Here is an 18,622-nt window from a genome sequence, read left to right as displayed (position 1 = left end):
CACCGAGAAACGAACCAGCCAAGGCAAGAACCCCCGAGAGATCCGACGCTGCCTCAAGCGCTACATCGCCCGCGACCTCTACCGACTACTCGAACACCGACCCCTTGACCCAACATAGGAGCGTCCCTGGGGGCACTCAGGCGAGGCGGGCGAACTCGGCGAGCACGTCGGGGTGACTGATCGCGCCCCGGGCCACCACCTTGTCCGGGTCCGCGCCGGTGAGGATCCGCTTCACCGGCACCTCCAGCTTCTTCCCGGTCAACGTCCGCGGCAGCGCCGCCAACACGTGCAGCTCATCGGGCACGTGCCGCGGCGAGAGCCGGGACCGCAACTCGCGCGCGATCTCGGCCGCCAGACCGTCCTCGGTGGCGCCCTCGGCCAGGCTCACGAAGAGCAGCAGCCGCCCCGGCCCACCCTCGTCATCCTCCAGGTGCACCACCAGGCTGTCCGCGACCCGGTCCAACTCCTCCACCACGGCATAGAACTCGGTGGTGCCGAGCCGGACGCCGCCCCGGTTCAAGGTGGCGTCACTGCGGCCGCTGATCTCGCACGACCCGTCCTCGAAGATCGTCACCCAGTCACCGTGCCGCCACACCCCGGGGAAGGTGTCGAAGTAGGCCTCGCGATAGCGCGACCCGTCGTGGTCGTTGAAGAAGCCGACCGGCATCGACGGCATCGGCGCGGTGATCACCAGCTCGCCCTGCTCGCCGACCACCGACCTGCCGGACTCGTCGTACGCCTCGACCGCGCAGCCCAGGAACCGGGTCGGGATCACCCCGGCCCGCACCGGTGCCGTCGGAGCACCGCCGACGAACGCGGTGCACACGTCGGTGCCGCCCGACACCGAGGTCAACAGCACGTCCCCGACCGCGTCGTACACCCACTCGAAGCCGGCCGCCGGCAGCGGCGCCCCGGTGGAGCCGACCGCCCGCAGCGCCGACAGGTCGGCCACTTCGCGCGGCACCATCCCGGCCTTGCGGCAGGCCAGCAGGTAGGGCGCACTGGCGCCGAAGAAGGTCACCCCCAGCTCGGCCGCCATCTGCCACAGCGCATCGGGGCTCGGGTGCATCGGGTCGCCGTCGAGGAGCACCACGGTCGAGCCGACCCCGAGCCCGGAGATCAGGAAGTTCCACATCATCCAGCCGGTGGTGGAGAACCAGAAGAACGTGTCCTCGGGGCCGAGGTCGTTGTGCAGCGCCAGCGCCTTGAGGTGCTCCAGGGTGATGCCGCCGTGGCCGTGCACGATCGGCTTCGGCAGCCCGGTGGTGCCCGAGGAGAACAGCACGTACAGCGGGTGGTCGAACTCGACCTCGTCGAATCCTGGTGCGGCGCCGGGGACACCGAACTCCTCCCAGGCCACCTCGCCCTCGACCAGCGGCGCCGGGTCGGCCTCGGGGAGGTAGCGCAGCCGCAGCACGGTCCGCACACTCGGCAGCGCGCCCACGATCTCGGCGACCTCGTCGCGGCGGTGGATCGGCTTGTTGGCATAGCGGTAGCCGTCGGTGACCAGCAGCAGCACCGGCTCCACCTGGCTGAGCCGGTCCACGGTGCTGCGGACCCCGAACTCCGGCGGGCAGGAGGTGAAGACCGCACCCAGACTGGCCGCGGCCAGCAGCAGCACCAGCGTCTCCGGCACGTTCGGGGCGTACGCCGCCACGCGGTCACCGCGCACGACTCCGACGCGGATCAGCCCGGCCCGGGTCTCAGCCACCTGGGCGCGCAGTTCGGCGGCGGTCACCCGGGTCTCGTCGCGGGCTTCGGACCGGCCGATCAGCACCACGTCCTCATCGGCGCGACCCGGCAGCCGCAGCATCACCTCGGCGTAGTTGAGTCGCGCACCGGGGAACCAGCACGCCCCGGGCATCTGCGGGCTGACCAGCACCGGCCCGTCGTTGCGGGGCAGGTCGAAGTGTCGCCACAGGCTGCCCCAGAAGCCGCCGAGGTCGCTGACCGACCAGCGCCAGAGCTCCTGGAGGTCGCTCGGGTCGTCCAGGTGGACCCGACCATCGGTCAGTTCGGGGAGGGACGCGGCGTACCGCTCGATCCGGGTGCTGCCGTCGAGCGGCGGCTGCCAGAGAAGTCGCTCAGCCATGCTTGCCACACTAGTGCCCATGACTGCGATCCCGACCGTTGCCATCGACGGCGTACCGACCCCGCTGCCCGACGGGCTGACCGTCCTCGACGTCCGCGAACCCGAGGAGTGGGTGGCTGGCCATATCGACGGTGCGCTGCACATCCCGCTCGGCCAGCTGCCGGAGCGGCTCGCCGAGGTGCCGGCCAGTCAGACGCTGGTGGTGTGCAAGGTGGGCGGCCGGTCCGCCCGAGCGGTGGCGTGGCTGCAGGCGCAGGGGTGCGACGCGGTCAATCTCGACGGCGGGATGCTCGACTGGGAGTCGGCCGGTCGGCCGATGGTGAGCGAGTTGGGGCAGCCGCCGATGGTGATCTGATCGCCCTGAACAGGGCCCAACTCGACGCGGATCAGGCCCAACTCGGCGCGGATTAGGCCCAACTCGGCGGGGGGAGGGTGAGGGCGAGCTCGAGGCGGGCGAGGTACTCGGTCCGATCGATCTCGACCACGCCCAACGAGGCCAGGTGCGGGGTCTGCCACTGCACATCCAAGAGCCGGGTCGCCGCCGACGCACCGGCCTCCTCGGCGGCGCCGTCGGGTGCGATCCCGGTGGGCTCGCGGAGCCGCTCCACCAGGGCGACCAGGGCTACCTTGGAGGCGTCCCGGACCCGGTGGAACATCGACTCACCGGCGAACAGCCCGCCGATCCCGACGCCGTAGAGGCCGCCGACCAACTCCCCGTCCAGCCAGGTCTCCACCGAGTGCGCATGCCCCAACTCGTGCAACCGCAGGTAGGCGGCCGCGATGTCGTCGTTGATCCAGCCGTGCACGTCCGCGCCGGGCCGGTCGGGGTCCCCGCAGCCGGCGATCACCTCGGCGAAGGCGGTGTCCACCCGGATCTCGAAGTCGCGGCAGGAGCGCCGCAACGACCGGGAGACCCGCAGCCCGTCCAGCGGCAGCACCGCCCGACGCCGCGGCGAGAACCACCACACGTCGCCCTCGCCGGGCATCGGGAAGATCCCCTGGGCGTAGGCCGACAGCAACGTCGACGGCTCCAGGTCCGCACCCCGGGCGACGAGGTCGTCGCGGGCCGTGCGCAGCGCACCCGCGAAGTCCCACGGTGACCGCGCCGCCCACTCCTTCGCCACGTGAGCCACGATAGCCAGCGACTGCCTAGGATCGTCACAGCAGGACCGAGCACAGGAGGACACATGGGAGTCGCCAAGAGCGTCGGCGCGTCGGTGGGCAGACGTGCCTTCCCGCGGATCGCCGAGATCGCGCCCGACGCCACCCAGGCGTTCGTCCGCGAGGCGCTCGACAAGGCCATCGCCGGCGTCGGCCCGCTGCCCGGTGCGGCCGTCGCCGCGGAGAAGAAGTTGGCCAAGGCCGGCGGGGACATCGACAAGGCCGTGCATGCGGTCATCGAACGCAACGTCCGGTACGCCGGCACCCAGGGCTTCGTCACCAACCTCGGCGGCGTGATCTCGGCACCGGTGACCATCCCCGCCAACATCGCCGCCCTGGCGTTGATCGAGTGCCGGATGGTGGCCGGCATCGCCCACCTGCGCGGCTACGACCTCGCCGACCCGCGCACCCGGAACGCGATCCTGGCCGCCCTGCTCGGGGAGGACGAGGTGTTGCGGATGCTGCGCAAGCACAAGCTCCCCGGCACCCCGATGGCGTTGGCCACCGCCCCGGTCGTCGACCCGGGCGTGGAGCGGGCGATCGCCACCGAGGTCGCCGTCGACCTGCTCTCCCGGGTGTCGGGCAAGCGGTTGGCGTCGCTGGTCGGCCGACGGATCCCGGTGCTCGGCGGGCTGGTCGGGTTGACCGCGGACGGCTACGCCGCGTGGAACATCGGCCGTTATGCCGACCGGGAGTTCCTGCCGCGAAGCCCGCGGTAGGCACCCAGCAGCCGCTGACCGGTGTTGCTGCGATCGAGCATTCGCACCAATCGCTCCCGGAACCGATAGCTCGGCCGCAGGTAGGACCGTTGCAGCGCGGCGTGACTCTCGGCGAGCTCGCCGAGCAGTTCCTCCTCGCGCCGACGCAGCCGGGCGGCCTCGATGAGCAGCGCCTGGATCGCATCCACACCGGCGTCGCTGACGTCGCGCTCGAGCACCTCCTCGGGCGCTGTGAAGTCGCCCGCCGCGGCCGGGGTCAGGTCGTCGAGCGAGCCGATCACGTCGTACCCGCGTTCGGCGAGCACCCGCGCCCAGTCGGCGCAGAGGCCGGCGGCCCACGCGTGCGCGTCGGGCGGCAGCGCCAGGCGCGGTGAGTCGGTCCGCTTCGACCAGGTCTGGTGGGCGAGCAGTTCCCGCACCAGCGGCCGGTAGTCCGGCGGCGCGAGCACCGGGTTCACCTGTTGGTTGATCCGGCGCAGCAGGACCGTCTCGGGCACTCCGAGGGAGACGTTGGCGCGCTCCTCACCCAGGTCGAGGTTCACCTCGGCCAACCCGAAGGCGGTGATGAAGCGCTGCCACAGCTCCCCGCGCGGTGCTCCCTTCGGCGGCACCGTCACCACGTGCACCCGCTCCGGGGGCAGACCGCTGCCCCACCGGTCCAGGATGTCGGGGACGTCCTGCACCGCCCAGAACCAGGCCGCGATCCGGGAGTCCCGACGCGGGTCGCGCAACTGCTCGAGGAACTGTTGGTAGCCGACCACCGCGCGATGCTTGACGTTCTCCTGCCATTCGGCGGGGATCTGTCGGACCAGGTCGCGGACCGAGATGACCAGGTGCACCTCGGTCTCACCGAACGACTCCAGTGCCCGGGCCACCTGGCCACGGGAGGCGTGGGCGAGGATCTCGTGGCTGATGATCGTGGTGCCCGACCAGGAGCGGACCCGTGACGCCAACGCGTCCCAGGCACCGACGGCTTCTGCCTCCAGCCCGCCCCAGGTCAGCCCCATCAGGTCCAGGGCGGCGAGGAAGTGCGCGTCGTGGCGGTCCGCGGGATAGCTGATCCCCCGGCCGGCCAGGATCCGCTGGTTGCGGAAGAGCACGTCTTGGGCGTACGACGTCCCGGTCTTGGGGGTGCCCACGTGCAGAATCACCCGCTTGCTCACCGGGTCGCCCCTCTCGTCGTCTGGTCCGCGGAGTCCTGGTCCAGGGCCAGCAACAGCCGAACGGCCACCGTCAGCACCGCGGCGGAGGCTGACTCGGTCGGATAGTGCTCGGTCGGATAGTGCTCGGTCGGGTCTGGACCGTGCACAGGGTAGCCAGCCGCGGCGAGTCCGGCGCCGATGCAAGCCGCCTGAGTGTCCAGCCACGCCTGGTGTCGCCGGGGCACCGAGGCGCCGGCTGCAGGGGCGACCTCGGCCAGCGGCGGCAACAGCAGCTCGGTCAGCAGCCGGCTGCGGGTGGGCGGGTCGACCCGGGTCCGCAGCCCGGCGCCGACCCGGCGGAGCAGTTCGGCAGCACCGGGGTCGAGAGTGACCGGGTCCGGCAGCCGGAGCGGGATCCGCAGCAGTTCGGGCACCAGGGACGGGTCACTGACCAGGCGCACCCGGCTGGCGCCGACCAGGGCTGCCCAGCGGTCGGCGGCGGCCAGTGGGTCGGCCCGGGGCGGCATCCGGTCCCGGGCCGCCCACGAGTCGAGCCAGCTGGCGAACTCGGGCAGGCCGGCCTCGAGCACCCGGCTCAGGTGGGCGTGCTGCAGGGCGGTGGGCAGCGATGAGGCCAGCACCAGCACCGTCGGGCGCCGGCCGCCGGGATGGTGACCGGCCTCGACCAGCGCCCGGCGGATCGGGTCGGCCAGGATCGGGTCGCCGACGAGCCGGTAGCGGCGCCGCGACAGTGCCCGGGCGAGGCGGCCCGGCGCGGCCGGCGGCGGGGGTGACGGTGGGAGGGTGACGGCGGCGAGGCGGCCCACCAGCACCGAGACCGCGACCCGAGCCAGCTCCCGCTCCGACACCTGGTCGGCCGTGTCGAGTTCGGGACTGCCCCGGCCGATCAGGTCGGCGGTGAGGATCTCCTCGGCCAGTCCGGCGGACGGGCCGGCGGCTGCGCTGGCCGTTCCGCTGGCCGAGCCGCTGGCGGTCTCGGTGACGCGACGCAGCAGCTCGCGGTGCTGGGCGCCGACCGGGCGGACGCTCATCGGTCCCGGAGTCGCTGCATCACCCGGCGGCGCAGCATCCGGTCCGGGTCGGGCCGTTGCGCGGCCTCCCGGGTCATCGCCTCCAGCGCATCCATCGCGGCCCGGAGCACCTGCCGCTTGCGGACCTGGTCCGGGTCGGTCCATTCCGCGTCCGGGTCCGGTCGGGTGACCCGGAGGTCCTCGACGGAGCCGACCACATGGACGCCGCTGCCGGTGATCCAGTCGATCCAGAGCTCGGTCTGCTCCTCGATCCAGTCATACATCGACGGCGGCACGACCACCGGGGCCGATCGGGACGGGACCAGTTCGTCGTGGGCGAGCATCTCCCGGATCAGCTCGTCGTACGGGGCTTCGCGGCGGGTCCGCCGGTCCATCCGCCGGTTCAGCAATCGGATCAGCTGGGTCTCGGCGACACCGAGTGACCTGTTGGTGCGCTCGGAATCCAGCGGCGCCCAGGCCGGGTCGATGCCGAAGACGGTGCAGAACCGGTGCCACAGCTCGTCGGGACGGACGTCGCCTGCTTTCGGGACGGTGACCACGTGCACCTGCTCCGGAGGCAGGTTCGCGCCCCACTGGTTGAGCACCGTGGGCAGGTCGAACGCCCGCTGGAACCAGGCCTGCTGCCGCTGCACCGCACCCAGGAACCGTTTGAAGGACCAGGCCCGCCCCTGCTTGACCGACTCCTGCCAGGCGGCCGGGAGTTGCCGGGCCAGGTCACGGGCGGAGTAGACGACATGGATCTCGGAACGGGCCAGGTCGTTCATCGCCTTGACGATCCGGTCGGGTGCGGCCGGGGCCAGGATCTCGTGGCTGAGGATCACCGTGCCGCTGCAGCGCTGCACCCGACGGACCATCGACGGCCAAGCGCCCTTGGCGTGCCCGGGGGCTCCGCCCCAGTCCTGGCCGAGCAGGTCGAGGGCGGCCCGGAAGTGGAAGAGGTCGTTGTCGGCGAACCGCCGGGTCGGGAAGTGGATCCCGTGCGCGGCCAGGGATTCGGCGTTGCGGGTGAGCCGATCCTGCAGGTACGTGGTTCCCGTCTTGGGGGCACCGATGTGCAGGTGGACGACGCGGCTCATGCGGTGATTGTGCCGCACCCACCGACCCCTCCGGGCGACCGGCAGCCTTCGTCCGCGCGCTAATCTCAGCGCCATGACTTTCCTGGACGCGCCCCTGGCCGCACTCGACGGCACCCCGGGCACCCTCGGCGACATCATTGGCGGCCGCGCCGCCCTGCTGGTGAACGTGGCCTCCAAGTGTGGGCTGACCCCGCAGTACACGGCCCTGGAGAAGTTGCACGAGGAGTACGCCGACCGGGGGTTCACCGTGGTCGGCGTGCCGTGCAACCAGTTCGGCGGCCAGGAGCCGGGCAGCGCCGAGGAGATCCAGGAGTTCTGCTCGGTCAGCTACGGCGTCACGTTCCCGATGACCGAGAAGGTGGAGGTCAACGGCGCCGACCGGCACCCCGTCTATCAGGCGCTGGTGGACACCCCCGACATCGAGGGACGCACCGGCGACATCTCCTGGAACTTCGAGAAGTTCCTGATCAGCGCCGACGGTGAGGTGGTCGCCCGCTTCGCCCCGTTGGTGACCCCCGACGACCCACGGCTGGTCGCCGCCGTCGACGCGCTCTTGCCCTAACCCCGACGAAGTAGCCCATCTCGTCCGCCGAGGTATGACACCTCGGCGGACGAGATGGGCTACTTCGTCGGAGGGGGGTCTCACATGGAGTGGCCCTCGACGAAGCCCGGCACACGCCCGTTTCCCAGCCCCCGACTGAGTCTTGTGCCGGGCCTCGTCGTCCCCCCATCACCGCATCGCTGCTGGCGATTCCTCCCCCCGAAGGCGGATCAGATGCCTGGCCCAGGCGTTGCGGACGACTGCGTCGTCCGCGATCCGATCCAGCCAACCAGCGACCACGTCAGTCCACAGCGCTGCGTCAACCCCCCGTTGACGCAGCACCATGTCCCTTGACCGAGAATCGGCGGCCCCCCCGGCCGCAAGCCAAGTGCTCACCTCGGCGAAGGTTGCCAGCGAGACTCCGTGGATCGGTTCGAACGACGGATCCGTGGGGTCACGCGGTCCTGGCGCCTCAGCCATCACCTGACACCTCCTCGTCGAGCGCCCGTGCAGCGCTCGTGACAGACACTGCCCGAGCAGTGTTCAGGTGATGTTCAGGTCGGCTTCAGGAGGTGCCGTGACACACCCGGAGTGGCACCGGTCGGGGCCGGACGGCGTATCGTCGCCCACGTGGAGCGGGTCCTTGAAGCAAAGCTTCTGCCACCGGCTCTGCCCGAGGTGGTGGTGCCTCGACCCCGGGTGGAGTCGCTGCTGGCTGACGTCCGGCACCGTCGACTGACCACCGTGGTCGCCCCGGCCGGTTTCGGGAAGTCCACGCTGCTCGCCGGATGGGCTGCTGAGCGCCGCTGCGCCTGGTACACCTGCACCGAGGAGGACGCCGACCTCGACGCCTTCGTCGCCGGGGTCGTGTCCGCGCTACGGATCCGGGTCACCGGCATCGGCGAGGCGATGCGCGACACCACCCGGCTCTCCCGGGAGCGCGGCCCCGACTCCGGCGGCGGCGACCAGGGCCGTGCCGCCGCCCACGCCGCCCACCTGGCACTGCTGCTCGAGGACCTGCTCAGCAGCGAACTGGTGCTGGTCATCGACGACCTGCACGAACTGCCACCCGGCTGCGCCTCGGCGCGGTTCACCGAAGCCCTGATCCGACAGGCCCCGCCGTCGCTGCACCTCGTCGTACTGTCCCGACAGGAGTTGCCCTTCCCCACCGCCCGTCTGCGCTCGCGAGGTCATGCCACCGAGATCCGCGGGTCCACGTTGGCCTTCGATCTCGACGAGACCCTGCATCTGGCCTCGCTGGTCGACGGTGACGTCGGCGAGGTGGCCGCCACCGCCCTGCACGAGACCACCCTGGGGTGGCCGGCCGCAGTCCGGCTCGGCGCCGAAGCCGGCCGGGAGCGGGGACGGCAACCCGACTCCTACCCCGGGGATGACGACCCGGAGCGCCTGATCGACCGGTTCGCCACCGAGGTCTTCGACGGCATCGAACCCGAGTTGGCGGAACTGGTGCGGCAGGTGGCCCCGCTGGAGGTGTTCACCGCCGACCTGTGCACCGAGATCGGACTGGCCCGACCGCACGCGCTGCTGGACAGCCTGCACCGGCGGGGACTGATCCGCACCCACACCAGCGACGACGGCGGCTGGTACTCGCTGCATCCGCTGGTCCGCGCCTGGGCACGGCGCAACCTGGCCACCCCCGACGGCGCCGCGATCCGACGCCGGGCGGCGGACTGGCTGGTGGGCCGTGGCCTGATCCGGGAGGCGCTGCAGCTCCTCACCGATGACGACGCCGAGCCGCGTCGGATCGAGGTCCTGGCCGAGCACGGGCCGCGGCTGATCATCGAGGGCCGGGCGGACGAACTGCTCCGCCACCTGACCGCGCTGCGCCCGGGCACCGCCGGCGACGACCTGCTGCAACTCGAGGGCGAGGCCCGGCAGGCCACCGGTGACTGGGACGGCGCCCTGGTCTGTTTCGACGCGTTGACCCACGACGGGGTGATGCCGGCCGGACCTGCCTGGCGGACCGGCTTCATCCACCACCAGCGCGGCGACCTGGCACAGGCCTTGGCGGCGTACGACCGTAGCGACCGCAGCGGCCCCCCGGATCGGGACCACGCGATGGTCGATGCGCTGTCCGCGGCCGCGCACTGGCTCCGCGGGGACGTCGCCGCCGCGGAGAAGCTCGCGGGCGAGGCCCGCCGGGTCGCCGACGAACTCGGCGACGACCGGGCCCTGGCCGCAGCCCACACGGCGTTGGCGATGGTCGCTGCGGTGCAAGGGGACCGCCGCACCAACGACGCGCACTACCTGCGGGCCCTGGTGCACGCCGAGCGCGCCGCCGACGTGCTGCAGCTGATCCGGATCCACTGCAACCGGGGCTCCCGCTACCTCGAGGAGGGTGAGTACGCCGAGGCGCTGGCAGGCCTGGACACGGCCATCGGCCTGGCCGATCTGGCCGGCCACTCGATGCTGCGCGGGATCGCGCTCAGCAACCGCGGCCAGGCCCTGCTCAACCTGGGTCAACTCGACGAGGCGCGCCGCGACCTGGCCACCGCCCGGGCGATCTTCGACGCCGCCGGGGCGCACATGGTGGTCTACCCGCTGGTGCACCTGGGCGGCATCGCCGCGGCCCGGGACCAACGGCGCGAGGCCCGTGCACTGTTCGAGGAAGCGATCCGGCTCTGCGAGCAGTCCGGCGACCGGCAGGCGCTGGTGCCGGCACTGTGCGGCCTGGCCCGGGTGGTGCACGCCGACTCCCCCGACCAGGCCGCGGAACTCACCCAACGCGCCATCGAGGCCGGTCCGGTCCTCGGGCATGAGACGGCGCTGCTCACCGAGGCCCAACTCGCCCTGGAACGCGGTGACCTGAACACTGCGGCCGAACGCGCCCAAGAGGCGCTGCCGGTGGCTCGGGGCCGCCGGAACCGGGCCGCCCTCACCTGGGCGGCCGAGGTGCTGGCCCGGGTCCACGACGATCCCGCGGAGGCGCGCGACCTGCTCACCGAGGCGGCCGAGTCATGGGCCGAGCTCGACCATCGGCTCGATGAGGCGAGGGTGCGGTTGCTGATCGGCGCCCTGCCCGAGGCCTCCGAGGTCGACATCGCCGGTGCGGCCTCGGCCGGCGACCTGCTGCGCACCGCGGGCGCGCGGCGGGACCTGTCCGTGGTCGCGTCACCGACCTCGGCGACCGGGGCGGTGGTGCAGGCCCTGGGTGGCTTCGCGGTGAACGTCGGCAACCGCCGGATCGGGCCGCGCGACTGGGGTTCGCGCAAGCCCCGCGACCTGCTCAAGATTCTGGTCTCCCAGCGTGGCCCGGTCCGCCGCGAGCAGTTGCTCGACCTGCTCTGGCGTGACGACGACCCGGCGAAGGCGGGCCGCAAGCTCTCGGTGGCGTTGTCCACGCTGCGCGCACTGCTGGATCCCGACCACGACCACGACGCCGACCACTTCGTGGTGGCTGACCGGGCTGCGGTAGCGCTGCGGCGCGAGCACTGGGTGATCGATCTGGAGCGCTTCCTGGCCACGGCCGACGAGGGACTCCGGATGAGTGAGTCCGGGGAGCCCGGCGCGGCCGCCCGGTTGGCCCGGGCCGAGGCGTTGATGACCGGGGAACCGTTCGACGAGGACGCGTACGCCGACTGGGCCGGGCCGGTGCGTGACGAGGTCCGGGCCGTCTCGGTCCAGGTGCTGCGCGCGCTGGCCGACCATGCGGTGGCCGACGACGACTTCGATCGTGCGGTGCGGCTGCAACTTCGGCTGCTCGAGCAGGACGCGTACGACGAGCGGGCGCATCGCAGTCTGGTGGACGCGCTGGTCGCCGGTGGCCGGCACGGCGAGGCGCGGCGGATGTATCGCGGCTACTGCGAGCGGATGGAGGAGTTGGAGATCGAACCGGCTCCGTTCCCGCAACGCAGCCGCCGCTGAACGATCGGACGAGATGTCGGGACCATGGTCCCGGAGGCCCCCGCATTTCGACTCTATGTGCCTACCCTTATGGACATGAGATCACGGACGAGGATCTCCCTCCCTGCGTCCGCGACAATCATCGGAACACTACTGCTGTCATTGGTGGCATTTCCGGCCCAGGCGACCGCGACGACCACGTCGTGGGCCAAGGTCGGCATCGCTGCCCCTGACCTCACCACCGTCGAGGTGGACGCCCGGGCACTCTGGCAGTTGAAGCGCCAGCGCCGGGTGATGCGACTCACCAACCTGCGCCGAGCAGCCCACGGCTGCCCAGCCCTGCGCAACCGGGCCGAGCTCAACCTGTCCGCCCGCCGGCACAACCTCCGGATGGCGCGAGCCGGGACGCTGTCGCACCAACTGCCCGGGGAGCCGAGACTCGGCGTCCGGGTGACCCAGGCCGGCTACCTGGGCTGGACCCGGGTCGGCGAGAACGTCGCCCGCGGCTACCCAAAGCCGCGTGCGGTGGTGCGGGCCTGGATGCGCAGCCCGGGACACCGGGCGATCATCCTGGACTGCAGCTACCGGCACATCGGGGTGGCGGTGGATGTGGGCAACGGCACCTACTGGTGGACGCAGAACTTCGGGCGGAAGTAGGTGATGTCCTTCCCGGGCTCTGAGCCCGGGGAGGACATCATCGGATCTCGACCAGGTGCGCGAGCTCGAAGTGCATCGGGTCGGTCCAGGACCAGTCGCCGCCCCAGGCGAAGCCCCACTTCTTGAAGATGGCCACCACGGTGCGGTCGATCTCGCCGACCGTGCCGCGTTGGTTGCCCGGGACGTTGATGTCGAAGGCGATGCCCCAGGAGTGCATGGACAGCCGGGTGCTGTTCGCGATGAAGCGCGGGTAGTAGCAGCCGGCGTACTGCTGCGGGTGGATCTTGTCGGCCAGCCCGCGGGCCTGGATCTCGGTGAAGGCCGCCCGCATCTGCGGCAGCATCACCTTGTGGCAGGTGACCCGGCCCAGGATCGGCACCTCCTCGGTGCGGATGTTGGCCGCGACCCAGGCCGGGTCCGGGGCGATCCGGCCGCCGTCGAGGACCTGGTAGGAGAAGGTCCCCACGGCCTGGCCGACCGACCCTCCGGTGAGGATGGCGGTCTGCTGCACGGTGGTGTCCAGGTCCGGGCCGAGGATCTGCACCGAGGCGGCGTCGCCGGCGATCCGCTGCAACTGCCTGCGGATGGACTGAGGCGAGGTCATCCCGGTGGAGACCAACAGCGCGTTCTCGGGGACCATCCCCAGCGCCTCGCCCCACTTCAGGTTCACCACGGCGTCGATCTGGTTGATCTGAGGTGCGTAGGCGCCGATGTGCACCCGCGGCGACGTGTCGGTGTTGCCGAGGGTGACGAAGCCGTCGGTGTCCTCCAGCCGCCGGCCCAGCTCGGGGTCGATCGCCATCTCACCGCCGGCCACCCGCACCCAGGCCTCCTGGAGCTGGGCCGAGTTCACCGGCGTGAAGCGGCGGTAGCCATCGGGGTCCACGGCGGCGATGGTCAGGGCGATCTCCTCGACCACCACCTGGGCCAGCCACAGTTGCTCCGCGGCCACCACGCCGTCGATGTCACGGATCGCGGCGACCATCTCCTCGTCCAACGACTCCAGGCTGTAGACGAGTACGTCGGCGGGCAGCAGGGCTTCGGTGAGCGGCCCGGGCGGGTCCACCACCAGCTCGTCCACCCGCGGGAGTTCGTCGATCTCCAGGGACACCGATTCACCGGCGTCGATGGCAGTCTCGCCGGGGTCGAGGTCAGCCGTGCAGGCGGTCAGCAACAACGCCACTGAGGCCGCGCCGACGCGCAGCAGGTGCCTCCGGATCATCCGCTTCCCTCCCCGGGGTCAAGCGTATCCGGCGACGGTCACCGACGCCGCTTCAGCGCTCAAGGACGAGCCGGGCGACCCAGCTCAGATTCGCTGCCGTCTCGGCGGGCGAGCCGGAGGGCTCCATGATGTGGCTGAGGACGACCCGGACCACGATGTCGATCACCGCGTCCAGCTCCTCGTCGCTGAACGGGAGCCGATAGTCGACGATCCGACCGGCGATCGCCGCCTTGGCGACCGCCAGCAGCGACTGGGACTGCGTGGTCAGCAGCGGCAGCAGCTCGGTGTTGGCGCCGTTGGTGGCCGTGACCACGGCGTGCAGCAGCGCGTTGCCTTCGGCGTACTCCAGCACCACCCGGGCCGCCTCCTCGATGGCGGCCACCAGGTCGGTGGGATTCGCATCGAAGGCCTTCTCGACGAGTTCGAGGAAGCGGGCCAGCTCATGCTGCACCATCGCTTCGGCGAGTTCGGGCTTGGAGCCGACCTCGTTGTAGATCGTCTGCCGGGAGACCCCGACGGCCTCGGCCAGGCCGGCCATCGTGACCGAGGCCCAGCCCGACTCGACGGTGAGGTCGGTGGCGACCTCGATGATCCGCACGTGCAGGGGCAGTTCGTCCCGGCGGGTGCGGGCGTGCCGCCTCCGGGCCGCGAGCTTGGAGCCCGCGACCCGGAGGGTCTGCACGGTGTCGGTCACCCTTCGATCTTCAGGGCCAGGACCGGGCAGGAGTTCACGGCTGCGGTGATCATCTTCCGGTCCTCCTCCGGGGGGTTCTCGTTCAGGACGTGCATCACGTCGTCGTCGTCGACCTCGAAGTACTCGTGGGCCATCGACTCACACATTCCGAGACCTTCGCACAGGTCCCGATCGACCACGATCTTCATCAGGCGTCCACCTTCAGCGTAGCGGGGTCGACCGGAACGAAGTCGATCTTGTCCCGGACACCGCAGTCGGGGCAGGTCCAGTCGTCGGGAATGTCGTTCCACGCCGTGCCGGCCGGGAACCCCTCGTGCTCGTCACCCGCCGCGACCTCGTAGACGTACGAGCAGCCGGGGCACTTCGCCGCCAGCACCTCGGTCAGGTAGGTCTGCGCGAACCGGTCCTCGGTGTGCACCTCGTGCTCCGCCGGCGGCGGGAACTTGGCGAAGTAGCGCGCCTCCTTGCCGGGCTGGATGTTGGCCAGGGTCACGTCGCCACCGAAGTGGTCCACGACGCGCTTGTCCATCACCTTGCGCCACAGCGGCGGGAAGAGGGCCAGGGTGAGGCTCCCGGCGTACCCGGTGGGCAGTGCCGGGGCCTCCTTGAAGTCCCGCAGCGTCTGGTAGCGACGGGTCGGGTTGGCGTGATGGTCGCTGTGCCGCTGCAGGTGGTACAGGAAGATGTTGGTGACGATGTTGTTGGAGTTCCAGCTGTGCATCGGCAGCACCCGCTCGTAGCGCTGCTTCCCCTCGGGGCCGACCTTCTGGCGCAGCATCCCATAGTGCTCGAGGTAGTTGATGATCTCCAGCAGCGAGAAGCCCGCGACGATGATGATCAGTGCGTAGGGGATGACCTGCCAGCCGAAGATCGCGATGGCCGCGCCGTACAGGACGACCGACATCAGCCAGGCGTTGAGCACGTCGTTGCCGAGGTGGAACGGGTGGGTGCCCTTGCGCTTGTAGCGCTTGGCCTCGAGCTCCCAGGCGCTCTTGAACGAGCCGGAGACCGTGCGCGGCCAGAAGCGGTAGAAGCTCTCGCCGAGGCGGGACGAGGCGGGGTCCTCGGGGGTGGCGACCCGGACGTGGTGGCCGCGGTTGTGCTCGATGTAGAAGTGCCCGTAGAACGTCGGCGCCAGGGCGATCTTGCTCAACCAGCGCTCCACCGACTCCTTCTTGTGGCCCAGCTCGTGGGCGGTGTTGATGCCGATGCCCATCACGCCGGCGGCCGAGAAGGCGATGAAGACCTTCTCCCACCAGGTCATGCCGAGGTCACGGATCAGCCACTCGCCGCCGTTGGCGGAGAGCCAGGCGCTCGCCCCGACCAGGTCGGAGACCCAGGTGAACGGGTTGTAGCCGGCGACCAGCGCCATCACCGCGAAGAAGATGACGAACTGCAGAGGCAGGTACATGAAGACGACCCACCGGTAGTACTTGTCGTTCTCGAGCTCCTCGATCACGTCGTCCGGCGGGTTGGCCGGGTCCAGGCCGAAGGCCAGGTCGAGCAGCGGGATGATCACGTTGACCAACATCGGGCCGGCGAGCAGCAACCACCACCAGTCGGTGCGGGCGTAGGCGACCACGGCCAGCAACCCGAAGCCGGGCACCATCAGACCGAGCAGCCACAGGTAGCGCTTGCGGTCCTTCCAGTTGTCGGTCGACCCCTCCGGGATCGTCCCGGTCATATCGGCGGTGTCCGCCATCTGCTGACCTCCATGCCTCGTTCACCGGGCCCCAGGGGCGTCGGTCCGTGACCGACGACCATCGCCGGACACGCGTGCTTTACAGTAGGGTTACATCTGTCGAGTGATTTGACAAGACCTTGCCTCATGTAAAGTGACTGAGGTCACTGAGGTCGCCGACCAAGGGCCCGAGCGGGGCGGTCGATGGGCACTTGGTTGACAAACGGGCCCAGTTCGACAACCACTCGCCGAGTCTCGCCCACGTCGAGCACCACCCTCTCCTCGTCACGATCCAGCACCGTCCCCTGGGCCAACCAGAAGCCGTCCTGGCCCTCGACGAAGCTCGGCTCCCCGCTGGAAGGCTGCACGTCACAGACCGCCACGATGCGCACCTGCTGCCAGGCCAGCCGGCGGCGGGCGAACCACCACAGCACGAGTACGCCGACCAGCATCACGTCGGCGGCGACGGTGATCCACAGGCCGAACCGCTGAACCACCCGGCCGACCACCCGGTGCACCGTCCGATCGCCGGGGAGCACCGTCACCCGGACCATCTCGGAGTCGCGGGCCACCTCGAAGGTGCGCTCATCCACCTCGGCCACCCACAGGCGCGGCTCGCCATCGGCCAGGAAGTCGCCGGGCAGTGCGTACTCGATGAAGAGGCGGCCCGTCGGCGGCACCTCCCGGGCCTGGGTGACGGTGGCCACGACGTCCACCCCCTCCCGGTCCAGACGACGTTCGACCCACCATGCGTGACCGAGCGGCAGGTTGATCACCAGCAACAGCAGTCCGACACCGAGCAGCCGCCAACCGGCCGCCCGGATCATCGGTGACGCCTCGAGCCGGCGCCGTTCACCACGGCGTACCCCAGGATCCCGAGAAGACGAACTCCTCCATCGGCTTGCGCACCCGGGGGCGCGCCTCCTTCTGTCGCAGGGCGGGGTCCGCGTCCTCGACCGGGCCGTGTCGGCCGATGGCCACTCCGATCACCGGCCGATGGTGAGCGGGCACCGCGAACTCCGTGGCGGCTGCTGCCCGGTCGAAGCCCGCGAACTGGTGCACCACCAGACCCATGCTCGTCGCCTGCACCGTCAACTGGGCCACCGACAACCCCAACGCATACTCGGCATGGAGACCGATCTGCTGCCACTGCTCCGGATTGTCGGGGTCCGGTGCCGTCTGGGCGATCCCCAGCAGCACCGCTGACGCCTGCGGCACCCAGGCCCGGTTCCCGCGCGTGAGCGTGCCCAGCAGCGCCTGGTGTCCGGGGCCGCCGCGCACGGTGACCAGGAAGGACCAGGGCTGGGAGTTGCCCGAGCTCGGCGCCCAGCGGGCCGCGGTGAGCAGGGTCTCGAGGTCGGCGCGGTCCAGGGTGTGCTCGGGGTCGAGGATGCTGGGGCTCCATCGGTGGGCCAACAGCGGATGCAGGTCACTCACCCCCCGATTCAAACACCCCCGGGAACAGCGCCGTGGACTAGAGTTTGAGGTGCGGGGCCGAGGAGGCGGATCATGACCACTATCGGACTGCGAATTCGAGGTGCACTGGCGGTGGCCGTGCTGCTGGGAGCGGCAGCGGGCTGCGGTGACGACGGGGCAATCGACCCGAGCGACGAGACCATCGCGCCCACTCCGTTGCCCGAGGACACCCCGGCGCCCGACGGCGAGGCCGACGAGGCCGAGGCCGGGTCTCGGTACGCCGACCTGGACGAGGCGAACCAGGAGTTCATGGACCTCCTCTGCGAGGACGCACAGGATCCGGACACCGTTGTATGGGGCGACTTCGCCCTCCCCTTCAACATGGTTATCAGCGGTGAGCGCGGCGTCCCCGAGTTGGACGAGGTGTGGCGGGAGCTCGCCCCGGTCGACCCGAACGGCAACTTCCGCAACCCGGATGCCGACGATCGGGTCGCCATGCTCGCCGCAGCACGCCTCGTCTGCGAGGACATCGGCTGGACACCAGGCCCCTGAGACCGACGCAGTCGGATCTCACCTACGACTGATCCCGTCCGCCACCCGCGGAAGCATGTGATCCAGTTCACAATTCTGCACTTTGGGGCTTGTAGTGCAAGAATGCACCGCGTGGACGAGAGTGCAGTTTCCCGGTGGGTGCCTTCCACCGGACGCGAGGCGAAGCGCCGGGCAACGATGCTGAAGATCGCGGCCTGCGCCCAGGAGCTGACCCTCGCCCACGGGCTCGACGGGTTCACGATGGACGATCTGGCCGTCGAGGTCGGCGTCTCCCGGCGGACCCTCTTCAACTACTTCGGCGGCAAGGTCGAAGCCGTGCTCGGCGCCACCCCGGAAGCCCCCGCGGATCTGATCGCGACCTTCCGCGCCGGCGGGCCGAGCGGTGACCTGGTCGCCGACGTCGCCGGACTGGCCGAGGCACTGGTCTTCGCGGGCGACTTCAGCCGGGCTGAGATCGCTCGCGCCCGCCAGGTGATCAACAGCGACCCACGGCTCCTCGGCGCGTCGTACGAGAACTTCCGCGCCGTCATCGGCCACTACGTGGAGGAGATCCGGATCCGCGAAGGGGACGCCTTCGACCCCACCCGCGCCGAGATCGTGATCCGGCTCCTCGGGGCACTGTTCGACCTCGCCCTGGACAACTTCCTCGCCCACCCCGACAGCCGCCCGCTGGCCGAGGAGTACGCCGATCTGGTGCAGCGCACCAGGGCGCTCTTCGCCGACCCCAGCCACTGACCCTTCACCTTCAGGAGT

18 protein-coding genes are annotated in these 18,622 nt (G+C 70.7%); 7 read left to right on the top strand and 11 right to left on the bottom strand.

What is annotated here, in order from left to right:
- Positions 1-136 precede the first annotated feature (136 nt).
- Positions 137-2,092 carry an acetoacetate--CoA ligase gene (locus JKG67_RS13345; RefSeq protein WP_203337806.1) on the bottom strand — a complete coding sequence of 652 codons (1,956 nt, stop codon included), beginning with the start codon at positions 2,090-2,092 and terminating at the stop codon, positions 137-139.
- Positions 2,093-2,111: 19 nt separating this feature from the next.
- On the opposite strand from JKG67_RS13345, the gene JKG67_RS13340 reads away from it, so the two are divergent.
- The gene (locus tag JKG67_RS13340; protein WP_203337805.1) at positions 2,112-2,447 is read left to right on the top strand and encodes a rhodanese-like domain-containing protein; all 336 of its coding nucleotides are present in this window, start codon (positions 2,112-2,114) and stop codon (positions 2,445-2,447) included.
- A gap of 52 nt (positions 2,448-2,499) precedes the next feature.
- On the opposite strand, the gene aat is transcribed toward JKG67_RS13340, so the two are convergent.
- Positions 2,500-3,216, bottom strand: a complete 717-nt coding sequence (gene aat / locus JKG67_RS13335) for a leucyl/phenylalanyl-tRNA--protein transferase (protein WP_372442090.1) — start codon at positions 3,214-3,216, stop codon at positions 2,500-2,502.
- Positions 3,217-3,279: 63 nt separating this feature from the next.
- Here aat and JKG67_RS13330 point away from each other — a divergent pair, with 63 nt between their 5' ends.
- Positions 3,280-3,972: an EcsC family protein gene (locus tag JKG67_RS13330; RefSeq protein ID WP_203337804.1), complete on the top strand. Its 693-nt coding sequence runs from the start codon at positions 3,280-3,282 to the stop codon at positions 3,970-3,972.
- Here the strand turns inward: JKG67_RS13330 and JKG67_RS13325 are convergent.
- From JKG67_RS13325 to JKG67_RS13315, 3 genes are read right to left on the bottom strand one after another with little or no spacing between them, the layout of a single operon-like run.
- Positions 3,933-5,135: a hypothetical protein gene (locus tag JKG67_RS13325; RefSeq protein ID WP_203337803.1), complete on the bottom strand. Its 1,203-nt coding sequence runs from the start codon at positions 5,133-5,135 to the stop codon at positions 3,933-3,935. The genes JKG67_RS13330 and JKG67_RS13325 overlap by 40 nt on opposite strands.
- Positions 5,132-6,166: a hypothetical protein gene (locus JKG67_RS13320; RefSeq protein ID WP_203337802.1), complete on the bottom strand. Its 1,035-nt coding sequence runs from the start codon at positions 6,164-6,166 to the stop codon at positions 5,132-5,134. The genes JKG67_RS13325 and JKG67_RS13320 overlap by 4 nt, the downstream gene beginning before the upstream one ends.
- Positions 6,163-7,242: a hypothetical protein gene (locus JKG67_RS13315; RefSeq protein WP_203337801.1), complete on the bottom strand. Its 1,080-nt coding sequence runs from the start codon at positions 7,240-7,242 to the stop codon at positions 6,163-6,165. Before JKG67_RS13315 ends, JKG67_RS13320 begins: the two co-directional genes overlap by 4 nt.
- A gap of 73 nt (positions 7,243-7,315) precedes the next feature.
- Here JKG67_RS13315 and JKG67_RS13310 point away from each other — a divergent pair, with 73 nt between their 5' ends.
- From JKG67_RS13310 to JKG67_RS13300, 3 genes are all read left to right on the top strand, one after another.
- On the top strand, positions 7,316-7,804 hold the full coding sequence (locus JKG67_RS13310) for a glutathione peroxidase (RefSeq protein ID WP_203337800.1): 489 nt from the start codon (positions 7,316-7,318) through the stop codon (positions 7,802-7,804).
- A gap of 609 nt (positions 7,805-8,413) precedes the next feature.
- A complete protein-coding gene (locus JKG67_RS19110) occupies positions 8,414-11,668 on the top strand; it encodes an AfsR/SARP family transcriptional regulator (protein ID WP_203337799.1) in 3,255 nt (1,084 codons plus the stop codon).
- Positions 11,669-11,743: 75 nt separating this feature from the next.
- Positions 11,744-12,304, top strand: coding sequence for a CAP domain-containing protein (locus JKG67_RS13300; protein WP_203337798.1), 561 nt, complete (start codon positions 11,744-11,746; stop codon positions 12,302-12,304).
- A 37-nt stretch (positions 12,305-12,341) separates the two neighbouring features.
- On the opposite strand, the gene JKG67_RS13295 is transcribed toward JKG67_RS13300, so the two are convergent.
- From JKG67_RS13295 to JKG67_RS13270, 6 genes are all read right to left on the bottom strand, one after another.
- Positions 12,342-13,526: a M15 family metallopeptidase gene (locus tag JKG67_RS13295; RefSeq protein ID WP_238998397.1), complete on the bottom strand. Its 1,185-nt coding sequence runs from the start codon at positions 13,524-13,526 to the stop codon at positions 12,342-12,344.
- Positions 13,527-13,578: 52 nt separating this feature from the next.
- Positions 13,579-14,220: a TetR/AcrR family transcriptional regulator gene (locus JKG67_RS13290; protein ID WP_307816558.1), complete on the bottom strand. Its 642-nt coding sequence runs from the start codon at positions 14,218-14,220 to the stop codon at positions 13,579-13,581.
- Positions 14,217-14,408, bottom strand: coding sequence for a ferredoxin (locus JKG67_RS13285; RefSeq protein WP_203337797.1), 192 nt, complete (start codon positions 14,406-14,408; stop codon positions 14,217-14,219). The genes JKG67_RS13290 and JKG67_RS13285 overlap by 4 nt, the downstream gene beginning before the upstream one ends.
- The gene (locus JKG67_RS18905; RefSeq protein ID WP_275403365.1) at positions 14,408-15,922 is read right to left on the bottom strand and encodes a fatty acid desaturase; all 1,515 of its coding nucleotides are present in this window, start codon (positions 15,920-15,922) and stop codon (positions 14,408-14,410) included. The genes JKG67_RS13285 and JKG67_RS18905 overlap by 1 nt, the downstream gene beginning before the upstream one ends.
- A gap of 143 nt (positions 15,923-16,065) precedes the next feature.
- Positions 16,066-16,728 carry a hypothetical protein gene (locus JKG67_RS13275; protein WP_203337796.1) on the bottom strand — a complete coding sequence of 221 codons (663 nt, stop codon included), beginning with the start codon at positions 16,726-16,728 and terminating at the stop codon, positions 16,066-16,068.
- 25 nt (positions 16,729-16,753) lie between these two features.
- Entirely contained in the window at positions 16,754-17,338 is a 585-nt protein-coding gene (locus JKG67_RS13270) for a nitroreductase family protein (RefSeq protein WP_203337795.1), read from the bottom strand.
- Between the two features lie 72 nt (positions 17,339-17,410).
- Here JKG67_RS13270 and JKG67_RS13265 point away from each other — a divergent pair, with 72 nt between their 5' ends.
- Both JKG67_RS13265 and JKG67_RS13260 read left to right on the top strand, forming a co-directional pair.
- Entirely contained in the window at positions 17,411-17,869 is a 459-nt protein-coding gene (locus tag JKG67_RS13265; protein WP_203337794.1) for a hypothetical protein, read from the top strand.
- 111 nt (positions 17,870-17,980) lie between these two features.
- Entirely contained in the window at positions 17,981-18,604 is a 624-nt protein-coding gene (locus tag JKG67_RS13260; RefSeq protein ID WP_203337793.1) for a TetR/AcrR family transcriptional regulator, read from the top strand.
- Positions 18,605-18,622 lie beyond the last annotated feature (18 nt).

Source organism: Nocardioides limicola, from assembly GCF_016827675.1.
Classification (GTDB): domain Bacteria; phylum Actinomycetota; class Actinomycetes; order Propionibacteriales; family Nocardioidaceae; genus Nocardioides; species Nocardioides limicola.
The sequence above is the reverse complement of the archived record's forward strand: the minus strand, read 5'-3'. Positions and strand labels throughout refer to the sequence as shown.